The sequence below is a fragment of the Pseudomonas sp. 1L-E-NC-VB-C3 genome (assembly GCF_057291535.1).
Window position 1 is genome coordinate 175443 of sequence record NZ_JBXAWD010000002.1, and the last position, 16329, is coordinate 191771.

Below are 16329 nucleotides of genomic sequence, written 5' to 3' on the forward strand. Positions count from 1 at the left end.
CTTAATTTCTTTCAGGCCTAGATGACCAGCCAGTGAGAAATTCCATGCCGATCGAAACGCCGACTACCTCCAGCAATCCATTGAATCCCGGCGTGCTTCTGAGCCTGCCACGAGTGGAAGGCGTCGATCCGCTTGACCCGGCCGGAACATTGCCGCCGGACGCAAAACAGGTGGGCATCGTTTGTATTATTGACCGCTGGCCGAACTTTCCTGTTTCAGGCGTGAATAAAGATCGTGTTGAAATTTTCATTGTTGGTAACCCTGATTTCGTCGCCTTTGGCGAGTATGGGGCCGCGGACGATGCACCGGAGTTTCGTATTCCAGTAGCTCCCGAGAAACTTCCGGATGTGGCTTCGTTTGAGCTTTTCTACACAGTACGTTCGATCAACCCTACTACGTCACCTTCACGACGCCTGACTTTTGCGATAGTTAAGCCGCCGCAACTTTTGAAGGAGGTTACTTTTCCCGATGCGGATGCTTGGGGATATATCGGATGTTACAAGAACCATCCCGGCGATCCGGAAGCCTTGTTTATCTGGGAAGGGGTACGTATCGAAATTCCTTTCGATGACTTGTTTCAGCTTGCGGATGTCCTCAGCCTGGATTGGCAGGCATGGGATTCTTTAAACGGGTCGGGAAACCCTTTGACACAGGTGTTTAACTTTACTGAGGTTGTGACAGATGTTGTGACCAAGGAGCCAGTGAAGATTGTAATCAAGCCCTTTGCTTCACATATAGAACCCATGGAGGAAAACGATTCGGCCTTAGTTAATTACCAACTATTGCGCGACGGTGTACCTATCTTTCGCTCGTTTACCGGGCTGGTGAAGGTAGACAGGAAAATTCCGGGAGAAAGCAAGTATTGCTCGGATGCAAGTTGGATGAAGTGATCAGGCCGCAACAGTAGCAGCGATATTACGACTGCAGTTGGCGACATTCGTCATTGTCGAAGATGCATGGATCAAAAAACATTTTCTACGCAATGGAGAAGGCACATGACAAGTATTCAAACTGCGGAGTCAGGCACACCCTTGGGCGTTCTGGTCGCACCTACCCCCGAATTGCCAGACGGGCGCGGCACGAACAAGGACATCATTCCGATAGCTGCGATACCTGTGGGCGCCGCGCTGACACTTATGGTCAAGACCAATGTGTGGTCGAATCCTAACAGCAGAGATCAGATCGCCCTTGACGTTACGCGAACCCAGCCTCCTGCCAATCCGCTGCCGACAGACTTCACGCGGTTAAACAGGGTAAACCTCGGCGACGTGGCCAGCCGTCCTGTAGATTTTCCGATCACAGTGCCTACCGAATTTCTGGGTGAGGATGCAACCCCGGTGGGGCCGACGCCGATCTGGGTGCGTAGCGTGCTGTATGAGCGGGGGCTCAACCCGCTGACCGGTCCTGTGATGAAGTTTTTTATCGACCGTACTGGTGCCTGGCAAGCGAAACCTGCACAAACAGGTACAAATCCAGGACAGGTTCCAGGCGCCAGAACAATTCCGCCAGCCACGTTTCCAAATGCCCCCGGGGATCTGGATGACACATGGGCGGGTCAGCCAGGTAACGAAGGGGGATTGCAGGTACAAATTGATACAGGCTACGCCAACGTTCAGCCGGATGACACGTTGACCCTGTACGTGGCAGGTACACGTACCAACCCTCCGCAGGTGCCCACTTTTTTCAACGGACCGATGCCCACCGATGGCAAGCTGTCCATCCCGACCGCAGAGCTACGCAAGGTAACGAGCGGCCGGGCCTTCATCTGGTTCATCATTACTGACGCTGCTGGCAACCAGAGCGCATGGGGCGTGTATTTCAAAAACGTGCGTTTTCTGCCACTGCCCAAACTGGGCGTCATTACCGTCCCGGCAAACGAAGATGGTCTGATCGATTTAAAAGATGCGCGTGCAGGTGTGAAGGTAAAAGTCAGCCGGTTGGTAGATACAATCGGCACCGACGTAGTGAGCCTGACATACGGCGCTCAACCAGCCCAGGATCTGCCATTCAACGCACTCACGGAGCTGGAGTTCACCATTCCTTGGTCGAGTCTGAGCAAACAATACTTTGATAACCAGACGGGTACGAATTTTGAATTGGACGTGGTCGTCAAAGCTGACTTGATGCGTGGCGGCTTATCCATCGACGATGGAACAACAACTGTAAAAACAGATTTCTCGACGCATCCGCCTTATACCGTCGACCCGACGACCCCGCCCCCTGAAGTTAATCCCGAATTCCGGAAACTGATCGTCCGCGGACAGCCACCTGTCACGGATAACTTACTGGGCCCTCAGGATGTCGATCAGACAGCCAAGGCTCACATCGATGTCTCGCCTGTCACCGCCGGGACGTCGTTTCCCGATCCCGAACCGGGCGATCTGGTTACCCTGAAGTATCTTGGGGATCAAGGCGAAATTATCGTTAATTCCATTCAAATGACTCAGTCGAATATCAATAATGTCGTTCAGATAGATTTGCCATATACCGTTGTCGGTCCGGGTGGTATCGGGCTTAAAGAGGCTTGGTGGACATATGAAAACCCCGCCCGGAATAATACTCAAGACTCGGCAAAGGAGACGGTAACTGTCAATACTGTAGTCATCGTTCTCGATAAGCCAGAATTCCAACGCCCACCTACAGATGGCACCGAAGACCCATACATTATTTGCGAGAGCTTGACGGGGGATGATCACGTTGCGACGTTCAAGATCAAACCTAATGATCATTTCACCGATGGGATGAATATCACATTCAATTGGCAAGGCTGGCATGACGATAAATACACCATAGACGCACCGCCGGATACGGTTTTTTCCGATACTCGTGCGATCACTTCGCTCGAGTTAACGGAGGGGATGCTTTGGGAAGTGCCATACGCACCTTTTATTCGTAATCTTCCTCGTCCACCTGCTACCACGCCTGATCCGACCGACTTTTACGCAGGTTATGTAAAAATCTGGTATTCGACGCCAATTGTAACCACGTCAGAAGTTCAGGAAATGATTGTCTACCTGCTCAATGCTGACTTCTTGTACTGCGAATCGGAACCGGGCTGGGATCCTGCGCCTGCTCCATAAACGGCATTCGCGATCATTGCATTGCCGGAGAGCCAACCTCTTCAGGCAATGCAATTTAATTGGGGAAGCAAGAAACATCTCGAAATGTCGCGAGTGGGCGATTAAGCCCACCTACTAAGAGGATTAGTCCTACAGAGAAAGTCCAGACTAGCAGGTATTCTCCGGCGTCGCCTACAAAGGTCGTCTGATGGAACATGTACGTCTGAACCGTCCTTCTTCCGTCCCGATAAACCTCAACGAGAAGTGTATATGACGTTTGAAAATAGCTTGGGACCGACACTTTTGAAACTCACTGGCACGCTCTCTTGTGCAGCATTACTGATCGCAATATCCGAGACGGCCTTTTCCCGAAATCTCAATCCTGGTGAAGTCGAAACCGTATCCGTCGGTGCTACGCCAGAAGCCTGGTTCATCCCTGCCACTGCCACGCTTAACGTCAATGGCGGTGATACGCTGAACATCGTTGTCGGCGGTGGGACGTTAAACGCGATTTCCGCCAGCACTTCACAGATTGAAGCCTCAGCAGACGCCCGAGTGTCTCTGGACGCGGCAACGGTGACGGCTAGCAATTTCGACACTGCGCTGAGCTTGACCGACAGCTCGGCAGTGGTATCCGGAAGTACGCTGTCCAGCGATGGCAGAGCAATGTCGCTTGCGCGCGACCTGAATATTCCCGTTGGCTCAACAGCGACCGTCACTGGCAGTACGTTGACAGGCGGTTTTTCGGGTGCAGCGGTGACATCCCTCAGTACGTTGAATCTGGTGGACAGCCGGGTTGAAGGGACCGACGCCGATGGTGTTGGTCTCGAACTCTATGGCGGCAACGCCAATGTCAGTGCAGCCAGCGAGGTCATCGGAGAACTGAATGGGATCATCTTTGGCAAGGATACCGTCCTGAACCCGAGCGATGTCACCGCACAGAGCGTGTTGAAGGTTGATGCGTCAACCGTGCAGGGTCGCACCGGCGCAGCGATCAAAGTCGATTTTGCGACGCCGGACGATCAACCGGTATTGATCGAAATAGCTAACCGTTCGAATCTGATCGGCGGCAACGGTAATATCCTGGAGGTCATCGATGGAGCAGCAGCGCGCTTTCAAATCGACGACAGCCAGTTGACCGGCAATGTAGCGGTTGCTGACGGCGGGACCGCCGCGGTTTTCTTGCAAAACAATGCCAGCCTTGACGGCGATTTGACCAACGTCGATTCTGTTTCGCTCGATACCCGAAGCATACTCACCGGTAACATTCAGGGCTCTGGGACTGGCGTCGTGATGCTGGATAACGACTCGATCCTGCACGGTTCGGTTACTGGCGTCAGCGCTATGTCCATCGGGCGTGGCGCTGAATGGAACTTGGTTGGCAGCAATTCGTTATCGAATCTCGAAATGCAGGGCGGGAACGTCAGATTCGGCACGCCCGCCGAGTTCGTCCGTCTGGATGTTGCCAACCTGTCAGGCAACGGCCGGTTTTTTTTGGATGCTGACGTGTCCACCGGTGAAACGGACTTTCTCAATGTCACGGAATCAGCCAGTGGCCGTCACGAGCTGGTAGTTGGTGCAAGCGCCAGCGAACCTGTCACCGGTGCACCGCTTCAAGTGGCTAACATCGCTGGCGGGGATGCTGAGTTCGATCTGAGAAACGGTCAGGTTGATCGTGGTGCTTTGGCGTACAAACTGGTGCGAGAGGGCGAAGGTATTTTCCTGCGGCCTGATGGGACAACGCCGAGCACTGGTTCACAAACTGCATTGGCAATTGCCGGTACCGCTCCTACTGTTATCTATTCGGAAATGACCACTCTCAATACCCGCCTCGGCGACCGTCGCATGGCCGGCACTCAGCCGCGATCGCGATCGATTGCGGCACTGGACTCAGATAATCAAAACGCGACCAGCGGCCTGTGGATACGCACTCATGCCAATCAGTACAACGTCAAGAATGCCTACGGTGATGGTTATAAACAAAATCAGACTGGCGTCTCATTGGGGGTGGACACGCCACTACCGATAGGTGATGGCCAATGGTTGATCGGGGTTTTTGGTGGCTACAGCACCACTCGCCTTAACCTGGCCCGCGGCAGCGCCGGCACGATCAACAGCACCTATGGCGGGATGTATCTGTCCTGGTATGACGAAACGACCGGGTATTACGTGGATACCGTTGGCAAAATCAACCGTTTCAGTAATGACGTCAAAGTCACCTTGAGCGATGACACTCGAACAAAGGGTGACTTCGATAATCTCGGCATCAGTGGAACCGTCGAAGTGGGTAAGCATATAGTCTTTAACCGAGGTTACTTCATCGAACCCTCTGCTCAGGTTGGTGTTGCGACGGTAAAAGGCAAGGACTACAAGTTGGACAACGGACTGCAGGTAGACAGCAACGAGACCCGCTCATTGCTCGGCAAGGTCGGAATGACCGTTGGCCGCGAGGTGGTGCTGAACAATGGCGGAAAATTGCAACCCAGGCTGCACGCGGCGTTAAGTCATGAATTCGTCAACAATAATCGTGTCAGCGTGAATGACACTGGATTCAACAACGATTTGTCCAGCACCAGCCTAGAGCTGACCGGGGGCCTCAATTGGGTTCCGGCCAATAACAAATGGCAACTGTATGGCGAGATAGGGACCAGCAGGGGCAGCAAAGCTGACCAGGAGCTAGGAGGGAGTGTCGGGCTGAGCTTCAGTTTCTGATTGCATCAGCATTAAAAAAAGGAAGCCTCGCAGCTTCCTTTTTGTCGTAGTCAGTAAGCGTTTTTTCTCTTGCTCAGGTCTGCGTTAGCGACAAACTCCCCAGTGATCGGAAACTCTTCGTTGCCGCTCTCTCCACCATGGTCATATGTGCCGGACCAAGTGCCACTCAAGGTTTTTTTAATGTCGTCATATTTCAATGTCAGGCTCCCGCTCACAGAGACGTGCAGATCACCCGTCGCAGGATTGGAATAGTAGGTACTTCTGACATCATCGCTATCTTTGGAGAGGTCATAGGTCGACGATTGGGGTTTAAAAGGGAACACAAACTCAAGCGTACGCGTCACACCATCCTTAGTGTGTCCAGCTGTCAGGACGTAACGCAGGCCTTCCGGGTAGGGCTTCGGCCCGAAGGAAGGTACAGAGGTAGATCGAAACTCCATGAATTGAGGGATTTTGACAAACCTGTAGTTTGGGTTGGCATCGCCGTTGATAGTGGCTGACAAATAGGTCGGCGCTAAAACCGGAGAGATCGTCGTGTAGGCTCGGGCTGCATAGCTCATGAGTTTTATCTCCATACAATATGGTTGGGGACATCCAAAGACTGACCCGTCCTACTTCTGGATGTTGTATGGAAGCGTGAATACAGTACGCCTGTAAACTGTCAGTGTTGACAGTTTACAGGCGTACGTTTTTGTGAGCTTTGAACTGCCAGAACAAGCCGTGTTTTTCAGCCGAACAATCCTGCTGCAATGTTGATCGAGAACCCGAGGATCGCCGTATTGAACACAAAACCGATCAGCGACTGCGCGAGCACAATTTTTCGAATATCCCGCGTTGCAACACCCACATCCGAAGTCTGCACAGCCACGCCGATGGTGAACGAGAAGTACAGAAAATCCCAGTAATTGGGGGTGGTCAGTCCTTCAGCAAAACGCAGCGCCGGCTCTTTGCCGTCCCAGGTGTAAAACAATCTGGCGTAGTGCACACAGAAGATCACACCTATCAGCAGCCATGAGCCGGTCACTGTCAGCGCTGTGAACCCGTAGTGCATGAGTTTGCGTGAGGTTTCCAGGTCTTTGCTGCCGGCCAGTTCAAGGGTGATGGTGGCGAGACTGGCCAACGCGGCAATGCACACCACAAACAGCACCAGCCCGGCGTTCTCGTCTTCGACTTCGGCGATGCGTCGCACGTCCGGGGCCTTGGCGCGTATGGTCAGCCAGAACATCAGAATCAGGTATGTCCAGACACCGACGTTCCAGCCAATGAGGATTTTGCTGACGATGGAACCGGCCGGGACCAACAGGCCGGTGGCGAGGCCGAGCGAGGCGGCAGCGGAAAGGCGAGGGTGGGTGCGGGCGAGGAAGCGCATGAAAGCTCGGTAGGCGAGGGAGGTTTCACCACCTTAGCCCAGCGATGACAGATGTGGCCACTGCGCATGATGTTGGCCAATCCTTGTGGGAGCGAGCCTGCTCGCGAAGACGTCAGCAGATTCAACATTAATGTTGGCAGACCGGACGCATTCGCGAGCAGGCTCGCTCCCACAGTTTGATCAGCGTTGTTTGGTGAATCGTTGTACGAGCTTCATGACCACGACGAAAAACACCGGCACGAAGATTACCGCCAGTGTCGCAGTGATCATCCCGCCAATCACACCTGTGCCGATTGCTTGCTGACTTGCCGAGCTCGCGCCAGTTGCAATCGCCAACGGCACCACACCGAGAATGAACGCCAGCGATGTCATCACGATCGGCCGCAGACGCAAACGCGCGGCCTGCAACGTCGCATCGATCAGATCGTGACCTTCGTCATACAAGCTCTTGGCGAACTCGATGATCAGGATCGCGTTCTTCGCCGACAGACCAATGATGGTGATCAGTCCGACCTTGAAGAACACGTCGTTGGGCATGCCGCGCAGTGTCACGGCGAGTATCGCGCCGAGCACACCAAGCGGGACAACGAGCAATACAGAGGTCGGAATCGACCAGCTCTCGTACAGCGCCGCCAGACACAGGAATACCACCAGTAGCGACAAGCCAAGCAGAATCGGCGCCTGATTGCCTGACAGGCGTTCCTGCAACGACAAACCGGTCCACTCTTGACCCAGACCTTTCGGCCCCAGCGCAACCAGTCGTTCGATTTCCGCCATGGCCTCGCCGGTACTGTGCCCGGGTGACGGTTCACCAGATATCGCGATCGCCGGATAGCCGTTGTACCGGGTCAACTGCGCCGGGCCTTGAATCCAGTTGGCCTGAACGAAGGCCGACATCGGCACCATGTTCCCGGCGTTGTTGCGCACATGCATTTTCAGCAAATCATCCACCTGACTGCGCTGATCACCTTCGGCTTGCACGACCACCCGCTGCATGCGGCCCTGATTGGGGAAGTCATTGATGTAGCTCGAACCCACGGCAGTGGACAGCACGTTGCCGATGTCGGCGAACGAAACGCCCAAGGCATTCGCCTGCTTGCGGTCTACGATCAGTTGCACTTGCGGTGCTTCGGCCAGCGCGCTTTCACGGACGTTTATCAATACCGGACTTTTCTCGGCGGCGGCGAGCAGTTCCGTACGCGCCTGCATCAACGTCGCATGGCCCAGACCACCGCGATCCTGCAAGCGGAACTCGAAACCGCTGGACGTGCCAAGGCCATCCACCGGCGGCGGCAGCACCGAGAAGGCCATGGCGTCCTTGATCTGGCTCAGCGCCGCGTTGGCGCGGTCGGCGATTGAGCTGGCAGTATCGTCACTGCCACGTTCCGACCAATCCTTGAGTGTCGAAAACGCCAGCGCTGCGTTCTGCCCGCTACCGGAGAAACTGAAACCCAGGATCACCACACTGTCACTGATTCCCGGCTCACCGGCGTTGTGCGCTTCGAGCTGCTCGGCTACTTGTACAGTACGGTTCTTCGTTGCGCCGGGTGGCAATTGAATATCGGTAATGGTGTAGCCCTGATCCTCGGTCGGCAGAAACGAGGAGGGCAGGCGCGCAAAACAGATTCCGAGTCCAATCAGCAGGACCACGTAGATCATCAGGTAGCGACCCGTACGCTTGAGCGCATAGCCGACCCAACCCTGATAGCGATCGGTCAATTGCTCAAATCGGCGATTGAACCAACCGAAAAATCCGGACTTCTCGTGATGCTCGCCTTTGCCGACAGGCTTGAGCAATGTCGCGCACAGCGCCGGCGTCAAGGTCAGGGCGAGGAACGCGGAGAATAAAATCGAGGTGGCCATGGACAGCGAGAACTGTTGATAGATCACCCCTACCGAACCCTGCATGAACGCCATCGGAATAAACACCGCGACCAGCACCAGAGTAATGCCGATGATCGCCCCGGTGATCTGCGTCATCGCCTTGCGCGTGGCTTCCTTGGGCGACAGGCCCTCGCTGGCCATGATCCGCTCGACGTTCTCCACCACGACGATGGCGTCATCCACCAGAATGCCGATGGCCAGCACCATGCCGAACATGGTCAGCACGTTGATCGAGAACCCCAGCGCCAGCATGGTCGCGAAAGTGCCCATCAACGCCACCGGCACCACCAGCGTCGGGATCAGCGTGTAGCGCACGTTTTGCAGGAACAGGAACATCACCGCAAACACCAGCAGCATCGCTTCACCGAGGGTGTAGATCACTTTGGTAATCGAGACTTTGACGAACGGCGAGGTGTCGTACGGAATCTTGTACTCCACGCCGGCCGGGAAGTAGCGCGCCAGTTCATCCATCTTCGCCCGCACCAGCGTCGCGGTGTTCAGTGCGTTGGCGCCGGGAGACAGCTGCACGCCGACGGCGGTGGACGGCTTGCCGTTCAGGCGTGTACCGAACTGATATTCCTGACTGCCGATTTCGACGCGCGCGACATCACCGATGCGCACCGTGGAGCCGTCGCGATTGGCCTTGAGCACGATGTCGGCGAACTCCTGCGGCGTCGACAATTGGCCTTTGACCAGAATTGTCGCGGTGATTTCCTGCGTCGAAGGCGACGGCAGATCACCGATGCTACCTGCTGAAACCTGGGCGTTTTGCGCAACAATGGCTTCGTTGACATCGGCCGGCGTCAGGTTGAACGCGATCAGCTTCTGCGGGTCGATCCAGATCCGCATCGCCCGTTCGGCGCCGTACAACTGCGCCTTGCCGACACCGTCCAGACGCTTGATCTCGTTCATCACGTTGCGCGCCAGATAATCGCTGAGCGCCACGTCATCGAGCTTGCCGTCGCTGGAGGTCAAAGTGATCAGCAAGAGGAAACCGGAAGAGACCTTCTCCACCTGCAATCCCTGCTGATTGACCGCTTGCGGCAGGCGCGACTCGACCACCTTGAGGCGGTTTTGCACATCGACCTGCGCCAGCTCGGGATTGGTGCCCGGCTGAAAGGTTGCCTTGATCGTCGCGCTGCCCAGGCTGCTCTGCGATTCGAAATAGAGCAAGTGATCGGCGCCGTTGAGCTCTTCCTCGATCAGGCTGACCACGCTTTCATCGACGGTTTGCGCCGAGGCGCCAGGGTAGACGGCGTAAATCTCGATTTGCGGCGGGGCGACGTCGGGGTATTGCGCCACCGGCAACTGCGGAATGGCCAGCGCACCGGCCAACAGAATGAACAGGGCGACCACCCAGGCGAACACCGGGCGGTCGATAAAGAACTGCGGCATATAGAAGCGTCCTGCTTACTGACCAGTGGTCTGGGCAAGTGGAAGTGGGGTTTCGTCGATCTGCACCTTTTCCCCGGGACGGGCGTGTTGCAGGCCTTCGATGACAACACGGTCGCCGGGCTTCAGGCCGCCGGTGACGATCCAGCGATTGTTCTGCACCGCACCCAGTTGCACCGGTTGCTGCGCCACGCGCATCTGTTCATCGACAGTCAGCACCTGGGCAATGCCGGCACTGTCACGCTGCACCGCGCGTTGCGGTACGGTGATGCCGTTCTGGATGGTTGCCTGCTCAAGGCGTACGCGGATGAAGCTGCCCGGCAGCAAGTCGAGATCCGGATTGGGAAACTCGCTGCGCACAATGATCTGCCCGGTGCCGGGATCGACCGTGATGTCGCTGAACAGCAGCTTGCCGGGCAACGGATACACGCTACCGTCATCCTGAATCAGCGTGGCCTTCGCTTGATCCTGACCGACTTCCTGCAACTGCCCGGAGCGCAATGCCCGGCGCAGTTCATTGAGCTCGCGGGTCGACTGGGTGAGGTCGGCATGGATCGGGTTGAGTTGCTGAATCAACGCAAGCGGCGTGGTTTCGTTCTGCCCGACCAGCGCACCCTCGGTGACCAAGGCGCGACCGATACGGCCGGAAATCGGCGCGGTCACGGTGGCATAACCGAGGTTCAGTTTTGCCCGTTCCAGCGCTGCTTTGCTGGCCGCGACATCAGCGGCGGTCTGCCGGGCAGCGGCGCGGGCGTTGTCGTAGTCCTGACCGCTGATGGCCTGATCCTCGATCAACTGCGCATAGCGTTGTTCTTGCAATCTGGCCTGAAAGGCGTTGGCCTCGGCTTTGCGCAGCGCGGCTTCGGCACTGTCCAGATCCGCCTTGAAGGGTGCCGGGTCGATGCGGAACAGCACATCGCCTTTTTTCACGTCACTGCCTTCGCGGTAGGTGCGTTGCAACACTACGCCGGCCACTCGCGCACGCACTTCGGCAATCCGTGGCGCGGCGATGCGGCCGCTCAGTTCGCTGCTGATCGACAATGGCTGGGTTTTGATGGTCTCGATGCGCACCGTAGCCGGCGGCGTCTGCTCTTCGGCGTTCGAGGATGAGTCACAGGCGCTCAGCGTCAGCGCCAATGCGATCAGGCCGAGCCCGGCCAGCAGTTTTCCAGACATGTACAACCCCCAATATTGAAGGCCGCATCCTACGGCCAGACGGGGAGGTTAGCGGTGAAGCTTTGTAGCTGCTGTGTGAAATTGTGTAAGGGTTTTGCTCGGTGGTGCGCGAGGGCGTATATCCTGCAGGCCTTGAAATTTATTGCGACAGTTCGATCGCTTTCGCGAGCAGGCTCGCTCCCACAGGAGATCGCATTTCAATGTGCGAGCGAATGAGTCCCGACTGTCGCCACAGCATTCTCTGGAACACCCCATGCCCAACATCCTCCTGGTCGAAGACGACACCGCCCTCGCCGAACTGATTTCCAGCTACCTGGAGCGCAACGGTTATTCCGTCAGCGTCATCGGCCGTGGCGACCATGTGCGCGAGCGGGCGCGGATCAGTCCGCCGGATCTGGTGATTCTCGACCTCATGCTGCCGGGCCTCGACGGCTTGCAGGTGTGCCGTTTGCTGCGTGCCGATTCGGCGACACTGCCGATCCTCATGCTCACGGCCCGCGATGACAGCCATGATCAGGTGCTGGGCCTGGAAATGGGCGCTGACGACTACGTCACCAAACCCTGCGAGCCACGGGTGCTGCTGGCTCGGGTGCGCACGTTGTTGCGGCGCAGCAGCCTCGGCGAACCGCTGGCGGTCAACGATCGGATCGTCATGGGCAATCTGTGCATCGATCTGTCCGAGCGCACCGTGACCTGGCGTGATCAAGCGGTTGAGCTGTCCAGCGGCGAATACAATCTTTTAGTGGTGCTGGCCCGGCACGCTGGCGAAGTGCTGAGTCGCGATCAGATTCTTCAGCGGCTGCGCGGTATTGAATTCAATGGCACTGACCGCTCGGTGGACGTGGCGATTTCCAAGCTGCGGCGCAAATTCGATGATCACGCCGGCGAGGCGCGCAAGATCAAGACCGTGTGGGGCAAGGGCTATCTGTTCAGCCGCTCCGAGTGGGAATGCTGAGCTGATGTTTCGCATTCTGTTTCGCCTGTATCTGGTGACAATCGTCTCCTATAGTGCGGCGATCTATCTGGTGCCGGATCTGGTGGTCATGGCCTTTCGGGACCGCTTCGTCACCTACAACCTGGAGTTCTCCCGAGGTCTGCAATCGCTGATCACCAAGCAGTTTCATGCTGCTCCGCAAGAGCAATGGCCGGCGATTGCGGCGGCGATGGACAAGGAATTCCAGCCGCTGCACATCGTCCTGACGCCAATCGACGACCCGGTGTTCACGCCCATCGAGCAGGAACGTTTGCACCGTGGTGAGAACGTGGTGCGCATCGGCGATTGGGGCTGGCGAACGCTGGCGGTGACTCCGCTGAATGCGGACATGGCCGTGCGTATGGTCGTACCGCCGGATCCTGTCGACGTCGATCTGTTGTACTGGAGCATCAACGTGCTGATCGGCGCCATGTTGCTCGGCTGCCTGCTGCTCTGGTTGCGCCCGCACTGGCGCGATCTTGAACGTCTGAAAGGCACCGCCGAACGCTTCGGCAAAGGCCACTTGAGCGAGCGAACCAGAATTGCCCCTAGTTCGAACATCGGCAGTCTCGCCAATGTGTTCGACACTATGGCCGGCGATATTGAAAACCTGCTCAACCAGCAGCGCGATCTGCTTAACGCTGTTTCCCATGAGCTGCGTACGCCGTTGACGCGTCTGGATTTCGGCCTGGCGCTGGCGTTGTCCGAAGACTTGCCAGCCGCCAGTCGCGAGCGTTTGCAGAGCCTGGTTGCGCATATTCGTGAACTGGATGAACTGGTGCTGGAGTTGCTTTCCTACAGCCGCTTGCAGAATCCGGCGCAATTGCCCGAGCGCATCGAGGTGTCGCTGGACGAGTTCATCGACAGCATTCTCGGCAGCGTCGATGAGGAACTGGAGTCGCCAGACATCGTGATTGACGTTCTGCTGCACGGTCAACTCGAACGCTTCGCGCTGGATCCGCGCCTGACCGCCCGGGCTATCCAGAACCTGTTGCGCAATGCCATGCGCTATTGCGAAAAGCGCATTCAGATCGGTGTGCAGGTCATTGCCGGAGGGTGTGAGATATGGGTCGACGATGATGGTATCGGCATTCCCGACGATGAGCGCGAGCGGATTTTCGAACCGTTCTACAGGCTCGACCGCAGCCGTGATCGCGCGACGGGTGGGTTCGGCCTCGGTTTGGCGATAAGCCGCCGAGCGCTGGAAGCGCAGGGCGGCACACTTACCGTTGAGAGTTCGCCGCTGGGTGGGGCGCGATTCAGGCTGTGGTTGCCGGCCACGGCCTGAATATTCTAACGGACATCTGATGATTGAATCAGGCTGACGCCGGCCTCTTGCATCCGCGCTATGGCGGCTGCCAGCGAACCGTCCAGATCAATCGCGCGACAGCCATCCAGCACCACACAGACATTAAAACCCGCCGCGCGCGCATCCAGCGCCGAAAACATCACACAGAAATCCAGCGCCAGGCCAACCATGTAAACGGTGTCGATGCTGCGCTCTTTCAAATAGCCGGCGAGCCCGGTGGTGGTGCTTCGATCCGCTTCGAGAAAAGCCGAGTAGCTGTCAATATCGGGATTGCAGCCCTTGCGGATGATCAATTGCGCGTGTGGTAGATCCAGTTCCGGATGAAATTCGGCGCCTACACTGGCTTGCACACAGTGATCGGGCCACAACGTTTGTGCGCCGTACGGTAATTCGATGACGTCGTAGGGCTGGCGCCCGGGGTGGCTGGATGCAAACGATATATGCCCGCTCGGGTGCCAGTCCTGCGCAATCACGACTTGCCTGAAATGCCGCGCGAGACGGTTGATCAGCGGCACAATCCGGTCACCTTCAGGCACCGGCAATAGGCCGCCGGGAATGAAGTCGTTTTGAACGTCGATGACCAGCAATGCAGCGCGGGACGAAATGGGCACGGGGAAATCTTCCTGGAAATAAAACCTCGGCCAGTTTAGCAGGGCTTTTGTCAGCCGCTGGTCTGCAACACACATTGCTGGGTTTTACTGTCCCACACCTGGCCTTTCGGACATTCGGGCTTCTTCACGGCGTCGCTTTCATCGACGGCGAAAGCAGCAGGGCTGGACAGGACGGCGACCAGCAGCGGGACGGCGAACAGCATTTGGCGGATATTCATGGTCGATCTCCACTTTCATCGGCTTGGAGCAGAAGTTGTTGTTCTCCTTTGCAGTGACTGTTCAGTTCTGCGGAAGATTCAAAGTTCTACAGCGGGCCATTGACTTGTCATCCAACGGCAGGCTAATTTCCAGCCCATGACTTTCACCGTATCGCGCTGCCAGCCAAGCATTATTACCGCCATTCCTCATTTGGCGGGCTAGCTCACGACTGCAGCACCCAACCCGCCCTAGAGGCGGGTTTTTACTTTCTGTCTCCGGGGTTCTGAAAAATGTCAGGAGACGACCATGCCGCACAGCCCCGACCAGCAAGCCCTGCTTGAGCACTACGTAAAGAAAATCCTGGCCGCGCCGGTGTACGACATTGCGGTGCGTACCCCGCTGCAGCCTGCGCCGGCATTGTCGCAAGCATTGGGCAATCGGGTCCTGCTCAAGCGCGAAGATCTGCAACCGACGTTCTCTTTCAAGATCCGTGGTGCTTACAACAAACTCGTGCAACTGAGCGATGAGCAGCGAGCGCGGGGAGTGATCACTGCATCGGCGGGTAATCACGCGCAGGGTGTAGCGCTGGCGGCACGGGAATTGGGCATTGCCGCGACGATCGTCATGCCGTCTACCACCCCTGAGCTCAAGGTGCTCGGCGTGCGCAGTCGCGGTGCCGACGCATTGCTGCATGGCGAGAGTTTCCCCTTTGCTCTGGCCCATGCGTTGCATTTGGCCGAACAGACCGGATGCACGTTCGTTTCACCATTCGATGATCCTGACGTGATCGCCGGACAAGGCACGGTGGCAATGGAAATCCTGCGCCAGCATCAAGGCGCGCTGGACGCCATCTTCATCCCGGTCGGGGGCGGAGGTTTGATCGCCGGTATCGCGGCCTACGTCAAATACCTGCGCCCGGAAGTGCGGATCATCGGCGTCGAATCCGAACATTCGGCGTGCCTGCAAGCGGCTTTAAGTGCGGACGAGCGGGTGGTTCTACCGAGCGTCGGCACCTTCGCCGATGGCGTCGCGGTGGCGCAGATCGGCGCGTATGGCTTTGAGGTATGCCGCTTCTGCGTAGATGAGGTGATCACGGTCAGCAATGACGAACTCTGCGCCGCGATCAAGAATATCTACGACGATACCCGTTCGATCACTGAACCTTCAGGTGCGCTGGCTGTTGCGGGGATCAAGCAGTACGTGGCGCGCAGTGGGGTTCGCGATCAGACATTCGTCGCCATCGACTCCGGGGCCAACATCAACTTCGACAGCCTGCGCCATGTCGCCGAACGCGCCGCTGCTTGCGGCGTGCCGGCGTGATGTCGATCAGGGCAGCAGCGGGCGCAGAAACGTGCGCTCGTAACTGACGATGAATTTCTTCTCGACCAGATCGGCAACCAGTGCGGTGCTTTCCGGGTCGGTCATTGCAATATGTCGATAGCTTTCGTAATCGGCCAGCGACGGGAAACTGAACAGGCAATAAGCAATGTTGCTCGCGCCCTCCGAGGGGAGGAAGTAGCCGTGATGGGTGCCGCCCAAGCGCTCAACGATGTCGAGCCACGCTTTGGCATAGGCTTCGAAAGCGGGTAACTGGTAAGGATCGATCACATATCTGACGTGGCAAGTAATCAAGGGCTGGGCTCCGG

General features: G+C 57.0%; 12 protein-coding genes and 1 pseudogene. 6 read left to right on the forward strand and 7 right to left on the reverse strand.

Features of this window, described 5'->3' with window-relative positions; translation table 11 throughout:
* Positions 1–44 precede the first annotated feature (44 nt).
* The 3 genes from AC0Z5Z_RS04240 (at position 45) to AC0Z5Z_RS04250 (ending at position 5771) form a co-directional block, all read left to right on the forward strand.
* Positions 45–890, forward strand: coding sequence for a hypothetical protein (locus AC0Z5Z_RS04240; protein ID WP_485610735.1), 846 nt, complete (start codon positions 45–47; stop codon positions 888–890).
* Between the two features lie 105 nt (positions 891–995).
* Positions 996–3080 (forward strand): hypothetical protein, encoded by a 2085-nt coding sequence (locus tag AC0Z5Z_RS04245; RefSeq protein ID WP_485610736.1) that lies wholly within the window; start codon positions 996–998, stop codon positions 3078–3080.
* 249 nt (positions 3081–3329) lie between these two features.
* Entirely contained in the window at positions 3330–5771 is a 2442-nt protein-coding gene (locus AC0Z5Z_RS04250; RefSeq protein WP_485610737.1) for an autotransporter outer membrane beta-barrel domain-containing protein, read from the forward strand.
* 50 nt (positions 5772–5821) lie between these two features.
* On the opposite strand, the gene AC0Z5Z_RS04255 is transcribed toward AC0Z5Z_RS04250, so the two are convergent.
* The 4 genes from AC0Z5Z_RS04255 to AC0Z5Z_RS04270 form a co-directional block, all read right to left on the reverse strand.
* Positions 5822–6331, reverse strand: a complete 510-nt coding sequence (locus tag AC0Z5Z_RS04255) for a hypothetical protein (RefSeq protein WP_056789698.1) — start codon at positions 6329–6331, stop codon at positions 5822–5824.
* Between the two features lie 167 nt (positions 6332–6498).
* Positions 6499–7140: a DUF1345 domain-containing protein gene (locus AC0Z5Z_RS04260; RefSeq protein WP_460160959.1), complete on the reverse strand. Its 642-nt coding sequence runs from the start codon at positions 7138–7140 to the stop codon at positions 6499–6501.
* 180 nt (positions 7141–7320) lie between these two features.
* Positions 7321–10419, reverse strand: a complete 3099-nt coding sequence (locus AC0Z5Z_RS04265) for a multidrug efflux RND transporter permease subunit (RefSeq protein WP_460160958.1) — start codon at positions 10417–10419, stop codon at positions 7321–7323.
* A 15-nt stretch (positions 10420–10434) separates the two neighbouring features.
* On the reverse strand, positions 10435–11592 hold the full coding sequence (locus AC0Z5Z_RS04270; RefSeq protein WP_252867688.1) for an efflux RND transporter periplasmic adaptor subunit: 1158 nt from the start codon (positions 11590–11592) through the stop codon (positions 10435–10437).
* A 253-nt stretch (positions 11593–11845) separates the two neighbouring features.
* On the opposite strand from AC0Z5Z_RS04270, the gene AC0Z5Z_RS04275 reads away from it, so the two are divergent.
* Together AC0Z5Z_RS04275 and AC0Z5Z_RS04280 are read left to right on the forward strand one after the other, a co-directional pair.
* Positions 11846–12547 carry a response regulator gene (locus tag AC0Z5Z_RS04275; RefSeq protein WP_016774890.1) on the forward strand — a complete coding sequence of 234 codons (702 nt, stop codon included), beginning with the start codon at positions 11846–11848 and terminating at the stop codon, positions 12545–12547.
* Positions 12548–12551: 4 nt separating this feature from the next.
* Positions 12552–13853, forward strand: coding sequence for an ATP-binding protein (locus tag AC0Z5Z_RS04280; protein ID WP_485610738.1), 1302 nt, complete (start codon positions 12552–12554; stop codon positions 13851–13853).
* A gap of 5 nt (positions 13854–13858) precedes the next feature.
* On the opposite strand, the gene pncA is transcribed toward AC0Z5Z_RS04280, so the two are convergent.
* Both pncA and AC0Z5Z_RS04290 read right to left on the reverse strand, forming a co-directional pair.
* Positions 13859–14485, reverse strand: a complete 627-nt coding sequence (gene pncA, locus AC0Z5Z_RS04285; RefSeq protein WP_485610838.1) for a bifunctional nicotinamidase/pyrazinamidase — start codon at positions 14483–14485, stop codon at positions 13859–13861.
* 50 nt (positions 14486–14535) lie between these two features.
* Entirely contained in the window at positions 14536–14703 is a 168-nt protein-coding gene (locus AC0Z5Z_RS04290) for a hypothetical protein (protein WP_423519441.1), read from the reverse strand.
* Positions 14704–14989: 286 nt separating this feature from the next.
* Between AC0Z5Z_RS04290 and ilvA the strand changes: the two are divergent.
* Positions 14990–15979, forward strand: a pseudogene (ilvA, locus tag AC0Z5Z_RS04295) (threonine ammonia-lyase, biosynthetic); the annotation flags it as partial.
* 30 nt (positions 15980–16009) lie between these two features.
* Here ilvA and AC0Z5Z_RS04300 read toward each other — a convergent pair.
* On the reverse strand, positions 16010–16315 hold the full coding sequence (locus tag AC0Z5Z_RS04300; protein ID WP_056789713.1) for an NIPSNAP family protein: 306 nt from the start codon (positions 16313–16315) through the stop codon (positions 16010–16012).
* Positions 16316–16329: the final 14 nt, after the last annotated feature.